This window comes from Halalkalibacter lacteus (assembly GCF_036663595.1).
Classification (GTDB): Bacteria; Bacillota; Bacilli; order Bacillales; family Bacillaceae_D; genus Halalkalibacter; species Halalkalibacter lacteus.
Genome location: NZ_JAWRVL010000006.1, coordinates 88340 through 104871 on the forward strand (window position 1 = coordinate 88340; position 16532 = coordinate 104871).

Annotated in this window: 18 protein-coding genes; 13 read left to right on the forward strand and 5 right to left on the reverse strand. The window is 37.1% G+C overall.

Annotated elements, in window-relative coordinates; all coding sequences use genetic code 11:
- Positions 1–82 precede the first annotated feature (82 nt).
- A complete protein-coding gene (locus tag SAZ04_RS06265) occupies positions 83–1513 on the forward strand; it encodes an MDR family MFS transporter (protein WP_332692696.1) in 1431 nt (476 codons plus the stop codon).
- Between the two features lie 36 nt (positions 1514–1549).
- The gene (locus SAZ04_RS06270; protein WP_332692949.1) at positions 1550–1852 is read left to right on the forward strand and encodes a 4a-hydroxytetrahydrobiopterin dehydratase; all 303 of its coding nucleotides are present in this window, start codon (positions 1550–1552) and stop codon (positions 1850–1852) included.
- A gap of 101 nt (positions 1853–1953) precedes the next feature.
- On the opposite strand, the gene SAZ04_RS06275 is transcribed toward SAZ04_RS06270, so the two are convergent.
- Positions 1954–2160: a heavy-metal-associated domain-containing protein gene (locus SAZ04_RS06275; RefSeq protein WP_332692699.1), complete on the reverse strand. Its 207-nt coding sequence runs from the start codon at positions 2158–2160 to the stop codon at positions 1954–1956.
- Between the two features lie 338 nt (positions 2161–2498).
- On the opposite strand from SAZ04_RS06275, the gene SAZ04_RS06280 reads away from it, so the two are divergent.
- From SAZ04_RS06280 to SAZ04_RS06320, 9 genes are all read left to right on the forward strand, one after another.
- Positions 2499–2705 (forward strand): hypothetical protein, encoded by a 207-nt coding sequence (locus tag SAZ04_RS06280; protein WP_332692702.1) that lies wholly within the window; start codon positions 2499–2501, stop codon positions 2703–2705.
- A 264-nt stretch (positions 2706–2969) separates the two neighbouring features.
- A complete protein-coding gene (locus SAZ04_RS06285; RefSeq protein WP_431308968.1) occupies positions 2970–3290 on the forward strand; it encodes a LysM peptidoglycan-binding domain-containing protein in 321 nt (106 codons plus the stop codon).
- Positions 3291–3529: 239 nt separating this feature from the next.
- The gene (locus SAZ04_RS06290; RefSeq protein ID WP_332692708.1) at positions 3530–3946 is read left to right on the forward strand and encodes a MarR family winged helix-turn-helix transcriptional regulator; all 417 of its coding nucleotides are present in this window, start codon (positions 3530–3532) and stop codon (positions 3944–3946) included.
- Positions 3947–4176: 230 nt separating this feature from the next.
- Positions 4177–4521: a DUF1904 family protein gene (locus SAZ04_RS06295; RefSeq protein ID WP_332692711.1), complete on the forward strand. Its 345-nt coding sequence runs from the start codon at positions 4177–4179 to the stop codon at positions 4519–4521.
- A 51-nt stretch (positions 4522–4572) separates the two neighbouring features.
- Entirely contained in the window at positions 4573–5052 is a 480-nt protein-coding gene (locus SAZ04_RS06300) for a sulfite exporter TauE/SafE family protein (RefSeq protein ID WP_332692714.1), read from the forward strand.
- A gap of 729 nt (positions 5053–5781) precedes the next feature.
- Positions 5782–6510: an ABC transporter ATP-binding protein gene (locus tag SAZ04_RS06305; protein WP_332692717.1), complete on the forward strand. Its 729-nt coding sequence runs from the start codon at positions 5782–5784 to the stop codon at positions 6508–6510.
- Positions 6507–7523 carry an ABC transporter permease gene (locus SAZ04_RS06310; RefSeq protein ID WP_332692720.1) on the forward strand — a complete coding sequence of 339 codons (1017 nt, stop codon included), beginning with the start codon at positions 6507–6509 and terminating at the stop codon, positions 7521–7523. Before SAZ04_RS06305 ends, SAZ04_RS06310 begins: the two co-directional genes overlap by 4 nt.
- A 78-nt stretch (positions 7524–7601) precedes the next feature.
- A complete protein-coding gene (locus tag SAZ04_RS06315) occupies positions 7602–8261 on the forward strand; it encodes a TetR/AcrR family transcriptional regulator (protein ID WP_332692952.1) in 660 nt (219 codons plus the stop codon).
- 85 nt (positions 8262–8346) lie between these two features.
- Entirely contained in the window at positions 8347–8949 is a 603-nt protein-coding gene (locus tag SAZ04_RS06320; RefSeq protein WP_332692723.1) for an SAM-dependent methyltransferase, read from the forward strand.
- A gap of 113 nt (positions 8950–9062) precedes the next feature.
- Here SAZ04_RS06320 and SAZ04_RS06325 read toward each other — a convergent pair whose 3' ends face one another.
- Positions 9063–9869, reverse strand: coding sequence for a formate/nitrite transporter family protein (locus SAZ04_RS06325; RefSeq protein WP_332692727.1), 807 nt, complete (start codon positions 9867–9869; stop codon positions 9063–9065).
- Between the two features lie 383 nt (positions 9870–10252).
- On the opposite strand from SAZ04_RS06325, the gene SAZ04_RS06330 reads away from it, so the two are divergent.
- Positions 10253–11872: an amidohydrolase gene (locus tag SAZ04_RS06330; RefSeq protein WP_332692730.1), complete on the forward strand. Its 1620-nt coding sequence runs from the start codon at positions 10253–10255 to the stop codon at positions 11870–11872.
- 255 nt (positions 11873–12127) lie between these two features.
- Here the strand turns inward: SAZ04_RS06330 and SAZ04_RS06335 are convergent, their stop codons facing one another.
- The 3 genes from SAZ04_RS06335 to SAZ04_RS06345 all read right to left on the reverse strand — a co-directional run bounded on the left by SAZ04_RS06335 (position 12128) and on the right by SAZ04_RS06345 (position 15245).
- Positions 12128–13393, reverse strand: a complete 1266-nt coding sequence (locus SAZ04_RS06335) for an L-lactate MFS transporter (RefSeq protein WP_332692733.1) — start codon at positions 13391–13393, stop codon at positions 12128–12130.
- A gap of 140 nt (positions 13394–13533) precedes the next feature.
- Positions 13534–14202 (reverse strand): sulfatase-like hydrolase/transferase, encoded by a 669-nt coding sequence (locus tag SAZ04_RS06340; RefSeq protein ID WP_332692955.1) that lies wholly within the window; start codon positions 14200–14202, stop codon positions 13534–13536.
- Positions 14100–15245 carry a sulfatase-like hydrolase/transferase gene (locus SAZ04_RS06345; RefSeq protein ID WP_332692736.1) on the reverse strand — a complete coding sequence of 382 codons (1146 nt, stop codon included), beginning with the start codon at positions 15243–15245 and terminating at the stop codon, positions 14100–14102. The genes SAZ04_RS06340 and SAZ04_RS06345 overlap by 103 nt, the downstream gene beginning before the upstream one ends.
- A 260-nt stretch (positions 15246–15505) precedes the next feature.
- On the opposite strand from SAZ04_RS06345, the gene SAZ04_RS06350 reads away from it, so the two are divergent.
- Positions 15506–16504 (forward strand): 2-hydroxyacid dehydrogenase, encoded by a 999-nt coding sequence (locus SAZ04_RS06350; RefSeq protein WP_332692739.1) that lies wholly within the window; start codon positions 15506–15508, stop codon positions 16502–16504.
- Positions 16505–16532 lie beyond the last annotated feature (28 nt).

The following is a 16532-nucleotide window of genomic DNA, read 5'->3' on the forward strand; positions in this document are numbered from 1 at the left end:
TATTTGTAACGATTCGTGTACTCTGTAAAGGATGAACTACGACTGTCATTTTTAGTGAAAATAGAAAGAATGAGGGAGAGAAATGGAAACACCTACGTACAAAAAGTCGACTATTGTGACACTCTTGCTTGCTGGATCATTCATCGCCATATTAAATCAAACATTAATGATTACAGCGATTCCGCCGATTATGCAAGAAATGAATATTACGGCGAATAGCGCACAATGGCTTACGACCGTTTTTATGTTAGTGAATGGAGTGATGATTCCTGTTAGTGCCTTTTTGTTGGAACGCTTTACAACAAGGCAGTTGTTTATTACAGCTATGAGTATTTTTGCTTTTGGAACACTTGTTGCAGGGATTGCCCCAAATTTTGAAGTGTTATTGCTAGGCAGAGTTATTCAATCGGCTGGAGCTGGTGTGATGCTTCCCTTGATGACAACGGTCTTTTTAATGATTTTTCCTGTAAATAAAAGAGGAGCAGCGATGGGGTTAATTGGACTTGTTATTTCTTTTGCTCCGGCGATTGGTCCAGCCTTGTCGGGATGGGTAACATCCAATTATTCATGGCGACTCTTGTTTTTTATTATTCTCCCCATTGCTGTCATTGATATAATTATTGCGTTTTTTGTGTTAAAAAATGTAACCGAAGTGACCAGACCGAAAGTAGATGTACTGTCAATTATGTTGTCATCCTTTGGTTTTGGAGGGTTACTGTATGGATTTACTGCAGCAGGTAATTATGGATGGGGGCACTTTATTACAATTGTATCACTCTTAGTTGGAGTGGTGGCACTTGTTTGGTTTATCATTCGTCAACTGAGTTTGAAGCATCCGATGCTGGAGTTCAGGGTATTTAAATATTCAATTTTTCCTTTTGCGGTCATTATTGGAATGATCTCCTTTATGGGTTTGATTGGGGTTGAGACACTAGTTCCATTATTCATGCAAAATATGCGGGAATTCACAGCATTTGAAGCGGGTCTTGCCCTCTTACCAGGAGCAGTCATCACAGGGTTTATGTCACCAATTAATGGTCGAATATTTGATAAAATAGGAGCACGTTGGCTTGTCTTAATTGGGTTAATCATTATGACAGCTTCTTCGTTCGCCTTTATTAACTTAAGTCCCAAGACGACCTTTACGTATATTACGGTTATGTACGGGTTGCGAATGTTTGGTTTATCTATGGTCATGATGCCGATTCAAACTGCAGCGTTAAACCAACTACCGAAACGATTAATTCCGCACGGTGCTGCTATGGACAATACGATGAGAATGATGGCTGCCTCAGTAGGGACGGCAATTCTTGTCACCGTCATGACAACGACTGCGATGTCAGCAGAACACCGCCCAGACATATCTTACCCTGATATTCATGGTGTGAATATAGCGTTTCTTGTCGTATCTGTTCTTTCATTAATTGGTTTAATCCTTTCCTTTTTCATTAAATATGGGAAGTATGGAGAAAATGAATTTGAGAAACAGGAGAAAGTAAAGACTAGTAATTAGTAATATTTTGAGAATGAAGGGGCAGTGATGGTTAGAATGGAAAAGCTAGACCTAAATGTTATAAATGAGAAAATCAAAACGTTAGATGGTTGGAAAGTTACGGATGAAAAGTGGTTAATCAAAAAATATCGCTTCCGTTCGTATTTGGATGGTATTTCGTTTGTGAATAAAGTGGCTGACCTTTCAGAACAAGAAAATCATCATCCATTTATATCAATTGATTATGTAGTTATAACAATCAAACTTTCATCATGGAGAGCAAATGGAATTACTGCTCTTGATTTAAAGCTGATTGAAGAGTATGACAAATTATATCGTTTAAAGAATTCTAGTGTGTAAAATCATAAATCCTGACTCCATCTCTTATGGGGACAGGATTTTTTTAGAGGAAGATGCATCATAAAGAAGATCTAGATAACAAATCAATGGTTAAGACCTTCTTAAATAATCAAATAGCCAGCGTGCCTAACGGCTTCTGCCATATCTGCTACATCTGTTTTCATTTCATCATACTGAACGGTTACAGTTTTATCTTTTAAAGAGCCTTTTGCTTCACTAACCCCATTAACTGCTTTCAAAGCATTCTCAACAGTTGAAAGACAATTCTCGCAACTCATTTTTTCTACTTGAAGAGATATATTTTGCATAATGTGTCACCTTCTACTTTTTTTATAGGTTTTGAATGTAAGGTAATTTCTATTCAACCGGAAAAAGAGCCTGAACGACCGGAAGGCATGGGAGTTAGGCCGGAAAAAGTACAGAAATGACTGGAATAACAGGAGAAAAGACCGAAAAGAGAGCGTAAGACCGGAAAAGGTCTGGCACGATACTTGAAATCTAAACACACCGCCACTTAGGAAATAGGACAAGATACGTTCTTAAACCGAGAAAGTTTCAATTCTAAAATCTTATTGCATACATGATCATTTGACACGATATAAATGTAAAAAAGTAATGTTTTGGCATGTTGAAAGGAGGAGGAGCAATGGAGGACAAACAAATTCCACTTGTCACATTACATGATGTTTTCGAGGCGAGAAAAAGAATCTCATCCTTTCTTAAGAAATCACCGTTCGTCAAATCAGGCTTCTTGTCTGAAAAAATTGGAGCCAATACATTCATAAAGCTCGAAACAGTAAATGAAGTTGGTTCTTTTAAGATTAGAGGCGCTACAACTAACCTGATTAGATAAGGAGGGATATTTATCTTTAATTATAATCACCATCCGAGATCGTATGTAAGACAACAGCCTACGTGCCAATATGATCAGCAGTATTATGTTCAACCTGGTGATACTTTTTATCAGTTAGCCGAGCGCTATGGTATTTCAGTTATCGGCATAGAACAAGCGAACCCAGGTATCGATGCTCAAAACTTACTCGTTGGTCAAACAATTTGTCTGCCTTTGCCGCCGTGTCAAAATGGCTTTCACTACATTTTAAAGCCGAATGATACGTTGCATCATATAGCACAGATGTATAATGTAACGGTAGAAGCAATTTTAAACAATAATCTTAGATTGAACCCGTACAAACTCCAATTAGGGCAAGCGATTTGCATTCCGCCAAGTATTGATGTCGATTGTCCAATGGATCGTTTTCATATTGTTAGACCTGGGGAAACGTTACATGAGTTAGCAAGCCAGTTTAAGATTCCATTAGAATCATTAATTGCAGCTAATAATCATATTGAAAATCCAGATCAAGTTTTCATCGGAACAAAATTATGTGTACCTAGCCCAATGGAAACGCCTGATCGAGCAAGGTATGGTTATTAATTAAAATTGAAATAGACAGGTGTACCTCAATAAAAAAATCTAACGTAATTTACAAGAAAAGTATGCTAGGGGCTTCTTTCTTTACCTAGCGTACTTTTTATTCTTTTTATTATCTGCACATGACAATCCTATCGATTTCTTATAACACACCGAATGTAGAAAGGTTGAACTATTACAACTTCCACTATATACTTACCTAGGTAAGTATATAGTGGTTATTGATGAAAGTAGGGATTTGTATGACCTTGTTATATGGTCATGTATTGAATCAGTTGGCTCGTAATTTCAAGAAAAAATTGGATGAACAAATTTCCCCCCTTGGACTATTTAGCTCTCAGTGGGCAATAGTTTTTTATTTAGCTGAGAAGGAAAAAGTCACTCAAGTTGAAATTAGCCAGTATTTAAATGTAGAAGCACCAACGATAACACGTACGTTAACTCGTCTTGAAGAAGAAGGCTGGATACTAAGAGAATCTGGGAAAGACCGCCGTGAAAGATTTGTCATGCTTACGCAAAAAGCACGAGAACAATATGAGGAATGGCTTAAAGTCTCGCAAGACATGGAAACAGAAACGACTGCGGGGATTAGTGAAGAAGAATTATTTATTTTTAGACGCGTCATTGAACAAATGAATAAAAACTTGGAACGTCTTTAACAAAGATGAATAAAGAAACCAATAAACTCCAATAGTTACTTAGGTAATCATTAGTTAAAAAGCAACAGGAAGAAGGGAGGAAGAAATAAGGAACTAGCAGCTTGGGACGACGAATTTATTTGTTTACACTTTGTATTCTTTTTTGTTTCTAGCATTCTATTATTTAATCGTTACATTGATGCACAAACACAAAAACATCGAGATAGTCTTTTATGAAGGAGTTATTTAGAATGCCATTTCTACGATTTAAAGGGTTTGAGAAAAATCATATTGAAGCAATCACACCTATGCTTATAAAAGAATTTGCTGTACTTGCAAATGTTCCATTTGAAATTGTAAAAGTAGAACTACTGGAGATTGAGCAAATTACCGACTCACCCTCTTCTGTAGAAATTTTCATGTTTCAACGAAAACAAGAAACACATGATGCGATTGCGTCGATGATTTATAAAAAGATCAGTGAATATGGTTATTATTATGCTCATATTTTTTATGTCATTCTTACACATGAACTATATTATAAAGAAGGAAAACCATTACAAGAGATCCCCCAAAAACGGCTATCAACGTACTAGGAATTGTTAGGTTACCGAAAAGGGAAAATCGTACAAAAAGGGACGATGCATATGCCGTGGGATTTACTGTTTGTGTTTGTTATTGTATTAATAGGTGGGTTTATTCAAGGCACAAGTGGGTTTGGCTTTGGTTTGGTTGCGATGGGTTTTTTACCTGTTATGCTTTCAATAAAAGAAAGTACGTTACTCGTCATTGCGCTAGCGTTAGTTGCTTCTCTAAGTATTCTAGTGAAAATTTATAAACACATTGAGCTAAAAGGGTTATATCTAATTGTCGGTTCAGCTTTACTAGGGAGAATCCTTTCATTCTTTGTATTAACTTCGTATGGAGAAATGGAGATTTTGAAACAATTATTAGGTTTCTTTTTAATTGGAATGGTCCTTTACTTATTCTTTCAAAAAAAGAAATCATCTTCCTCGTTTGTAGTAAAACCAGTTATTCCTATTGTGTTAGGATTGATGGGGGGATTTATTAGAGGAGTGTTTGCTGTAGGGGGGCCGTTTTTTGTTTTTTATTTAATTAACGACTAAATATGAATGCCTAAAATGAAAAACTTAGGATGATGTAGAGAAAATGAGATATGAATAGATAATAATGTGAAATGTAGATAAAATAAATATTTAGAATATTTACAAATTTATAATAATAGGCTATTCTAAGGTTGTAGCAAGCAACACTTACTTACTATTCAAGAAAGGAGTTAACAAAGTGCAACAACCTTTTGATTATATGCCTACATAATTGGCTAAAAGAAAGGGTGTGAATCCAATGATTTGAGTAAGCGAAGTGTACTTGGATCGAACAGGTACATGGGGATCAATAAAGAAACTATAACATCTCTTACCGAGTAGAAAGGTTCTGCAGTAATGAAAAATGACATAATTTGAGCGACCTTATTTATCAGCCATTGATAATAAGGTCGCTTTTAATTTATGTAGTGATTACTCGTTAAAGTATTTTGTTATTAGCTATTTTGAGAGCGTTACAATTGGTAATATAATGCCACTTAATACTATTATGATTTATAATTAAATACGGTTAAATAGCGAAGCTTGCTTTAAATAATACCTTGGCTTTTCTTGGAGTTTGCTGCAAAAAAAGTATTGTAAACGGATTCATTTTAGGAGAGGGAGGGTTAAAAATTAAAAGTCTTAATTGCTATTGATTCTTTCAAAGGAAGTGATTACTCACTTTACAAAACTGGAGTGTCAGAGTATCATCGAAGTGAGTAATCACTTCCTTTGATTGGGGGAGCTTAAATGAACACTACACCCGTAATTGATGTTACTGAAATTGGTAAACATTTTGGGAACAAAACGGTATTAAAAAACATTACTATGAGTGTTGTTCAAGGAGAGATCTTTGGCTTATTAGGTCCATCCGGAGCAGGGAAAACAACATTAGTTAAAATGATCGCTGGAATCGATACAGGAGATAGTGGAGAAGTCACTGTTTTAAATGTAACAATGCCGAGTTTTGCGGTATTAAACAAAACCGGATTCATGTCACAATCAGATGCATTATATGGAGAGTTAAGTGCACTAGACAACCTGGAGTTCTTCTCCTCGATTTATGGTCTGAAAAAGGCTAAACGAAAAGAAAGAATACGAGAAGTGATTAATTTAGTTAATCTGCTTGATGATTTAAAGAAACCTGTCAACCAATTTTCTGGCGGAATGAAAAGAAGATTATCATTAGCAATCTCATTATTGCATGAACCAGAGATTCTGATTCTTGATGAGCCAACAGTTGGGATTGACCCTGTACTTAGGCAATCGATCTGGGATGAATTACGGAGGCTAAGTCAAAATGGTACGACGATATTGGTAACAACACATGTGATGGATGAAGCGGAAAAGTGTGATCGATTAGGAATGCTTCGTGCTGGACGATTGCTGGCAATGGGAACACCTGAGGATTTAAAAACCCAAACAGGGGCACGTTCGCTTGAAGGTGCGTTTTTGCAGTATGGAGGTGCGAGGAAATGAGAATAAGGGCACTTGTCATAAGAATCATTCGTCAGTTTTTACGCGATAAGCGAACACTAGGGATGATGGTCATTGCACCTATTTTTATTCTTACGCTTATGTCACTCGTTTTTTCTGGAAGTCATTACGAGCCAGTAATCGGTGTTATCAATATAGATGAAGAAATAGTTATGAATTTTGAAGAACAAAATGCTGTGGTCAAGCAATATGAAAAAGAAGAGGAATTAATAGAAGCTCTGCAAAATAAGGAAATTGATGGCTATCTGCAACTAGGCATCAGTCCGAAAATTACGCTTGAAGGCAGTGATCCAACAGTAAATCAAGCTGTTTTTCAAACCATTAAAATGGTGTTAGGAGGGCAAGAAGGAGGGACTAAGCCAGAGGTTACTTATTATTATGGGGCAGAAGATATGGGTACATTTGATAACATCGGACCTTTCTTAATTGGATTCTTTGTCTTTTTCTTTGTTTTTTTAATTGCAGGTGTATCCTTCTTAAGAGAAAGAACGAGTGGTACTCTTGAAAAGCTATTATCCACTCCACTTAGAAGATGGGAAATTGTTGTCGGGTATGTGTTGGGGTTTGGAATGTTTACAACCATACAGTCCGCCATTATCGTTTGGTTTTCGATTCATGTGCTGGATATGATGATGTTTGGATCAATTGGATTAGTTATGCTTGTGACACTTGTGTTATCTATTACAGCACTCACGCTAGGGACATTGCTATCTGCTTTTGCACGAAATGAATTACAAATAATTCAATTTATCCCGATTGTCATCGTTCCTCAAGTGTTTTTCTCGGGTCTTTTTAACATAGACGTAATGGATCCTTGGCTTCGTTCCATCGGAGTTGTGATGCCATTAACATATGGGGGAGAAGCAATGAGAGATATTATGATTCGTGGAAAAGGACTAGAAGATATCGCGGGGTATCTCATGATTTTACTTGCTTTTTCCATTTTATTTATGCTTTTAAATAGTCTCGCTCTCAAGAAACACCGAAAACTATAAGAGACAGAGAAAATTGTCCTTTCATGCAACCAAGGTATATAATGGATATATCCTTGGTTGTTAAAGGAGCATGAGATGATGTCACAGTTTGATTCGCTTAAAGAACTATTAATTCTAGATTCTAATGAAGAAACCAAGTTTAGTGAAAAACAATTGAAAATAATTGAAGCGGCAATTGAGATTTTTTCTGAAAAAGGATTTGCTGCAACATCAACAAGTGAGATTGCCAAAAAAGCAGGAGTAGCTGAGGGAACGATCTTTCGTCATTACAAAACGAAAAAAGAGTTGTTAGTTTCCATTGTTTCACCACTTATGACAAAACTGCTAGGCCCCCATTTTGCGAAAGATTTTGCACAAGAAGTATTTGAAATCGAGTACGAGAGCTTTGAGACTTTTATTAGAAATCTTGCGTCGAATCGCTACGAGTTCGTAAAAAAATATATAGCGGTTGTGAAAATATTGATTCAAGAGATTTCCTATCATGAAGAGCTAAAAGAGCCCTACGTAAAGTTATTCAAAGAACATGTGTATGAGAAATTCAAAAAAATCATCATTAGATTTCAGGAAAAAGATGAAATCGTTGATTGGTCACCTGATACAATTATGCGATTAATCATAACAACTCTGATGGGTACGTTATTATCACTATTTTTAGTATTACCTGAAACGGACTGGGATAATGAAGCAGAACTCGAAACGACGATTCAATTTCTAATAAATGGATTATCAGTGAAATAACTTATACCTGCCTCTCACTAATAAAATTGGGGCAGGTTTTATCAAATATAAATGAAGGATAGAAAACAAATCAGAGGGGTAATTAATGAAAGAATATTTTTATGATAAATTGCTAAACATTGAAACAAAAGGCGTGCAAAAAGAGCTTAATAAGATCGTGCATTATAATCGTTATGAGCCAACACCATATAGTGCATTAGAAAAACTGTTTGCGAAATATGAGCTAAAAAGCAGTGATCGTCTAATAGACTTTGGATGCGGAAAAGGGCGATTACCTTTTTATATCAATTATTACTTTAACGCATCTGCTGTAGGGATAGAAATGAACGGGACTTTCTATCAAGAAGCAATCGAGAATCAAGAACGTTATTTGAAGAAAAGGAAGAACGACAATATTCATTTCTTCTATGGCCTTGCAGAAGAGTACGAGATCGATCCACGAGACAATCGATTCTATTTTTTTAATCCATTTTCTGTCCAAATTTTCATGAAAGTGATCAACAATATTTTGCTTTCAGTAGAGGCTTCAGAAAGACAAATAGAGTTGATTATTTATTACGGATCAGATGAATATGTTCATTATTTAGAAACGAAAACCGCTTTTGAATTAAAAGAAGACATTACACTCTTTAATGGATACGACCAAGACCCTTTTGAGAGATTTTTTATTTATGAATTAGCGCATTAAATGGTTTTCAAGACTTTTGAACAGACATAAAAGTACCCTATAGAGTAGCCTTTTTTTAAGGTGTCTACTCTATAGGGGTACAGTTTATTGAGAACTTCTGCTTTTTTATCAATTTATTTAATTGCCCCATTTTCTTCTGTTTCTTCTGATTGATTTGGCTGATTTACATAATAATAGAACATACCCATTAGCAAGCTACCACCAATAATGTTTCCAAGAGTCACAGGTACAAGGTTATGAATAACACCATTCCATGAGATCGTATCTGGATGGTTTAATACTAAAGAAATAGCAAAAGTACACATATTAGCGATGCTGTGTTCGTAACCAGAAATAAAGAAACAAAAAACAAGTAAGACCATCGTGAAAATTTTAGCTCCCTCGCTCTTTAATGTCATCGGAATAAAGAAAGCAAGACAAACAAGCCAATTACATAGAATTCCGCGAAAGAACAGTTCCAGCCAAGGGGTGTTCATCTTTTGATCGGTTACACTGAATAAAAAGCTATTAACAGAGTGGTCATTAAACAGGCCAGTAAAATAAATTAAAATAGCAAATGCAATTGCCCCTAGGAAATTCCCAAGATAACTCATGCATAATAATTTTCCAACATCGATCCAATTCATCTTCTTTTTTAGTGAAGTATAGGTGTAATAGAACGTATTCCCAGTGAATAAATCTCCGCCACCGTAAGCAATCAAGATGATAGCTGCTCCAAACGTTATGGCTGCCATAGGATAGGTTAATGGAGAATTTTCTAAATAAAAGAGGTTCCCAGTTTTGAAAGCGACAATGACGCCAAAACCAATAAAAAGACTTGCTAAAATCGAACGCAATAAATAACGAATACGACTTTGCTGATAAACCTTTTGTTTTTTCAAGGCCATTTGTTCGACTTTTACGAGTGCGGCATGTTCCATATAAATAATCCTTTCTATTCTCCTCTCCCATTAAGGAGTAGGAACAAGGTGATAGTTCGGTTGAAAGTACCTTTACTTTATCATGGAAAAATGCCATTGAAATAGATATATGAAACTGTCAAAATCATGTCATATCGGTCGCGCTTTCATTGTTAAGGATATGTGAATAGTTTCACAAATTGGTATGAGTGCTCTTTCACGTGATAGATGGTATTAGGTTTTATTAATCTTTATAATAGATTCTTGTATGCAATAAACCTTCTATACACTTCCATGAATTTTGACAAAGAGGTACTATATATAGAAAATGATGTGATAAGGAGCTGATACTTACCTGCTGGACATGTTAGTAAGAATTACATAGATTTGTGGAGGGATTCATCGTGAAGAAACTATTTTATAATGGCTTCATTTATACTTCCAATCCTGATCAACCTCATGCAGAAGCGATGATCGTTGAAGCGGGGAAGATCGTATGGATTGGCAATCAGGTAGATTTACAACAGAGTATTACAGATGCTGAATGGATTAATTTACAAGGGAGACGAGTGTTGCCAGGAATTATTGATGCTCACATGCATCCTTTAATGTTGGCTGATGTTGAGCAACAAATTTATTGTGGTCCCCCGCAAGTACATTCTATTATTGAGATTCAAGGAGAAATTCAAAAAAAGTATGACGAGCTCAATGTTCAAGATCGCAATGCTTGGATTCGAGGATGGGGGTACGATGAGGTAAAGTTAGCTGAGCAAAGGTCGCCTACTCGGTGGGACTTAGATCAAGTAGCCCCTAACGTTCCGGTGATTTTAACAAGAACGTGTGCGCACATCATCGTTGTTAATAGCGTGGCGCTTAGATTAGCTGGAATAAATGATTTGACAGTATCACCAGCAGGCGGAGAAATTGAGGTAAATGCTGATGGAGAATTAACTGGGATATTGAAAGAGAAGGCAAGAGATCTCATTTATAAGGTAATGCAAGAACCAACAATCGAAGAGCAGGCACAACGACTTGCAACATTAAGTGAGAAGTTGTTTTCTCAAGGGATTACCTCGACAACTGAATTAATGGCAACGTCTCATTTAACCAATTTCTATGATCTCTTTGTGAAAGCATACTCATTCGGTTACAAGCAAAGAACGGTTCTCTATTATTTATGGGAGGAGATAAGCAAAAGCAAGGAGATCTTCTCTACCCATAGATTGAATCGCAACTCCTACTTACACGTTGGCGGAATTAAATTATTTGCTGATGGTAGCATTTCAGGAAAGACGGCTTGGGTAGACAGTCCATATAAAAACGAACTGGAAAATGTTGGATTATCTACAACGACATCTGAGGAATTATTAGATGCGGCAATGGTTGCAGAAGAAAACGAGATTCAATTAGTCGTTCATGCGATGGGTGAGAGGGCGATTGAACAAATTGTTGACACGTTTCATAGAAAACAGAACTGGATTAAGGATGCGCCGTCAATTCGCATTGAACATGCAGCCTTGCCTAATAAAGAGACGCTACTAAAAGCAATTGAAGCAGGAATCGGTTTTGTCACGCAACCAATCTTTTTGTTTGCAGAAATTAACAGCTATCTGACAAACTTAGGATCAGAAAAAACAAATCAATCCTACCCATTAAAAACGATGTTAAAATCAGGAGCGAAAGTCGTAATTTCATCTGATGCTCCAGCCACATCTTGGGCTGATACGTCTAATCCATTTATCGGTATTAAAGCCGCTGTAACCAGAACTGCGTATACTGGACAAACGTTTAATCTAAATGAATGTGTTACGGTAGAAGAAGCAATTGATTTGTATACTCGTCATGCACAACAGATGACACGAATTGCTGATGTAGGACAATTAAAGGTAGGGTTCCGTTCAGATTTTATTGTTTTAGATAAAGATATCTTGAACATTGATTCAAGTGAGATTGATCAAATTCATGTGCTAGAAACGTATTTAGATGGTCATTTGGTCCATTCATCAGATAAAATAATCGTGTAAAAAGAAGGAGGAGAACGGGGTGAATCAAGTATTTAAGAACGTTCTCTTCTTTATTCCACGATTAGGTGAAGCACTTATATTAAATTGCTTTTGGGGGTTTAGGAAAGCAGGTCCGATAATCATGTTGTAGTATTATCAACAGTAAAGCGTATCAGTTAATGCTTGCGGTTTCGTTAGTTGAACCGTCCTAACTAACACATTGATTCGCGACAGACTGACTGGTTAGTCTGTCGCTTTCAACATTAGTAAACTATTCTATGAAACAGCATGTTGTTGTTTCTCTCGTAATGCTTTCTCGCTCTTTTTAATATCTAACTTCATCAAAATTGAAACGATAAAAGCCAGCATAATTAAAGCAGAGAAAACATAAAACACAGGAATATAACTATCCGTTCTTTCTCTAATTTGTGAAACAATCATTGGTCCAAATACACCACCAAGAGACCAAGTTGTTAACAAGTACCCATGAATGGCACCAAGTTGCTTCGTTCCAAACAGATCCCCAACAAATGCAGGCAAGTTCGAGAAACCTCCACCGTAACAACTAACAACAAGTAAAATCATAACTTGAAACAAGATGATACTTGTAATAAAAGGAAGTGTTAAAAAAGCAACAATTTGAATCGAGAAGAAGATGATAAAAACTGTAGGGCGACCGATATAGTCAGAGACTGCTGCCCATCCTAGTCTACCTCCACCATTAAAGATTCCCATGATCCCAACCATCGTAGCAGCTGAAGCAGCTGTTAACCCCACAACTTCTTGAGCCATCGGAGAAGCGACAGAAATCATCATAATCCCTGCAGTTGTATTAATGAGCATCATCGTCCAAAGCATCCAAAAGCGTTTTGTTTTAACCGCTTCTTTTGACGTTAATTGTTGTAGATCTTTTTTAACGATTTTTCGACCAGATGCAATATCTTTTTTCATTGAATCAGGCATCCAACCTTCTGGAGGAGGTGCGATATAGGAAGCACCGAGTATCATAAGGACAAAATAACAGGCACCAAGTAAGTAGAACGTGTTGGTGATCCCAATTGCTACCATCAAGCTAGCTGCGATGGGGGCTGTAATAAGAGCTCCTGTTCCGAACCCAAGTACAGCCATCCCGGTTGCTAATCCTCTGCGATCAGGGAACCACTTCACGAGTGTGGACACTGGTGAGATATATCCAATACCAAGTCCAAGCCCACTTGCTACCCCGTATGTAAAAAGAAAAAGAGGCAGTGATCCAAGCGCGATCGCGACACCAGACCCTACTTGCCCTAATCCAAATAGTATAGCAGCCACCATCGCTGATTTTCGTGGGCCTTTTCGTTCAACAAATTTTCCAAATAAAGCCGCAGATGACCCTGCGAGCGCCATCATAATGGTAAAGGCGATCGTTACTTCTGTTGCAGTCCAGCCCATTTGTTCACTGATTGGATATGTATAGACGCTGTAGGCGTATGCGGAACCAATTGAAAGGTGGATGGAAATTGCCGACAATGCAATTAACCATCTGTTTTTTGTTATATTCATGTGTTTCCTCCTTCTCTTAAACTATTTTTGAAAACCCTTACATATATAGGATATAACCCCATGGATAAAAAATCAAACTAATTAAAAAATTTGCAACAAAAAACCGTACTTACTTAAAAGAGAAGGTTGAATCTATATTACTAACTATTACGGCATTGGATTTTAGATGTTTGATGGAGTGGGTCGGCTAAATTCTTTTCTTCGAGTCGATCTTCTGTTAGATTATACATCTCAAATTGATCAGGTACGGGTTGTGTTTTAGTTGTTGTTACACAAATAGAAGCAGTCGTGTTGTCTGATACAGAAATGGAACCCTCTTGTTTCACCTCTACATCTTCCACACCAGGGTCACTCCAAAATTGCGGGTTGTCAAAATAACGGGATAACTTCCAAATCTCTTCTTTTCTATTTTTACCTGTTTTTAGGGTGGTGATGACGGTTTCTAGGTGGTTCGGTTGAGTAACCGATTCGTACGGTTCTCCTGTTATGCTCACTTGGTTTTGTCCTTTCGTAACATCATCATCACTCATAAAGTAAAGAGGTTCGTTAACTCGGAAAAAATCCTGCTTTCCGAAAAGCAAAGGGCTTAGGTCTCGGCCCACTAAAGGGTGCACTTCGGTATGATCTTTCTGAAGTTCCTTTTGGACTTTGTCTACATTAATGCCGGCAAATCCTAATAACGTAGGAATTATATCAAGATGGCTTGTTAACATTTCTGTTTTTTTACAATCCGAGAAGATTTTTGGACTGTGAATAATGAGAGGGACATGGATAGACTCCTCATATGCGTTATACCATTTTTGAAAAATCCTCCGTGAGCTCCTAATAAATCACCATGATCAGATGTGAAAATAATAATCGTATTTTCGTAGAAACTGGACTTTTTAAGTGCCTTAAATACCTTGGACATTTCATCATCTGCTTGCTTTTGAAGTGAAAAATAGAGCTGGCGATAAAAGAGGCTGTCCCTCGTTGGTTGAAGTGCCTTTTGATAAACTTCACGATAACTTTGTTGAGCAATTGGTTTGGTTAGTAAGGATTCATCAGCGGTAGGTGCAGGTGGAATAAACGGAACTGAAGGATCTACTTTAAAATCAAAGGATGGCTCTAAATGGCTGAGAAGACCAAACAATGCAATATCGTGTGGGTTCACAAACGATGAGACGATGAGCCAAGGATTAGGATGGCTATCTTCTTCTAGAGTCTTAATTAATTGAACTGTTTCTTCTGAATACACGACATCACGCCCGCTTATACCAACTCTAGCTGATGAGCCAGAATTACGAGGGTTAGTTCCATGGGGCTCAGGACCGATCCATCCAGAAAAACCAAATGACTCTAAGCGATTTGCCTTTGAATAAATTTGTTCATTTGTCCGATCTGGAACACCGGTCACAGAGTTATAGCTAGGAAGGGCATTATGTGTGTCAGGAATCAAAATATCCTTATCAGAAATATGCCATTTTCCCTTCCAAAATGTACGATAACCAGCCGTGCGGAAATAGTCTCCTAAAGTCGGCACGGTATTTTGATCAAGCCAAAACACATCAGAATCAAACGCTCCTTTTGCAGCTCCGGTTGTTTGCGTTACCCCATGCAGTGATGGATATTGTCCAGTAAAAAGAGTAGCTCTACTCGGAGAACAAGCTGTACTGCCAATATAATGGTTTAAAAAAGTCATCCCATTTTGACGTAATTTTTCTTGTGTCTTCAAGTTTTTTCTAAGCCATTTCTTTAGTTCTTTATTTTCATATACCGTTTGAAATCGCTCCTCATCAACGACGAAGAAAAGAAAATTCGGTCTTTTTTTGTATACGGAACTGGTTGGAAGATGTTTTTTAGATAATGTCATGTTTCGTTATTCCCCCAAAAAATATTTGATAAATTATTTTATGTTGGGGGAGTGCTGTTTGATTGTATGATGGGAAACATTCCCTAGATATGTAAAGGTCGTGCTTGTAAATGAAAAAACATTCTCTACTACAAAAGGGGAAAGTCCACTTGTGGCGAATATTCTAATAGATGCACCAAACTTGGAAACTATGTAACTGAAAGAGAAACTGAATTGCTTATCAGCTTAGTTGGATTAACGAAATAGTTAAAAATAAGGGGATGTTAAACGTGAATAAACCTAAGGTGTTTTTGCAAAAACCACTACCACAAGATATACAAGCGTATCTAGATAAGCATGTTGATATAAAAATATGGGACAAGCCTGATGCCCTGACACGAGAGCAACTTTTAAAAGAAATTGCTGATGTCGATGGGCTCCTTACAAGTGGTACAGCTATAAACGAGGAATTATTAGAGCAAGCTCCACAACTTCGCGTGGTTAGTAGCATTTCTGTTGGATACAATCATTTTGATACGAAAGCGATGAAAGAATATGGCGTAATCGGCACACACACGCCTTATGTGTTAGATGATACGGTTAGTGATCTTGTGATTAGTTTGATGCTCTCAGCAGCAAGACGTGTTCCGGAACTGGATGCCATGACGAAACGCGGGGAGTGGGAAAAAGGAATTGGTGAATCGATGTTTGGGGTTGATGTACATCATAAGAAATTAGGTATTATTGGGATGGGGCGAATTGGCGAAACGATAGCCAAGAGAGCAAAGTACGGATTTGATATGGACGTTACATATTTTAATCGAAGTCGTAAAAAGGAAATAGAAGAAAAGTTAAACATAAATTATCAGTTGATGGATGATTTGTTACGAGAGTCAGACTTTATCGTTTTAATGGTACCGCTTTCGAATGAAACAAAACAGTTAATCGGTTCGAGAGAATTTCAGTTAATGAAAAGTTCTACAATCTTTATTAACGCATCTAGAGGACAAACGGTTAACGAACAAGCGATGATTGAAGCACTGCAAACAGGTGAAATCTTAGCCGCTGGATTGGATGTATATGAACAAGAACCAATCAATGAAGACAACCCACTTTTAAAAATGGACAATGTTGTAACGCTCCCTCATATTGGGTCAGCAACTAGTGAAACGAGACATACGATGGCAATGCTAGCGGCCAAAAATTTAGTGGCAGCATTAACCGGAGAAGGTTCATTTTATGCGGTGAAGGAATTGCAGGGTGTAAAGGTAAGACAGTAGGAGATATCTAGCCTCTTTAACACACAAA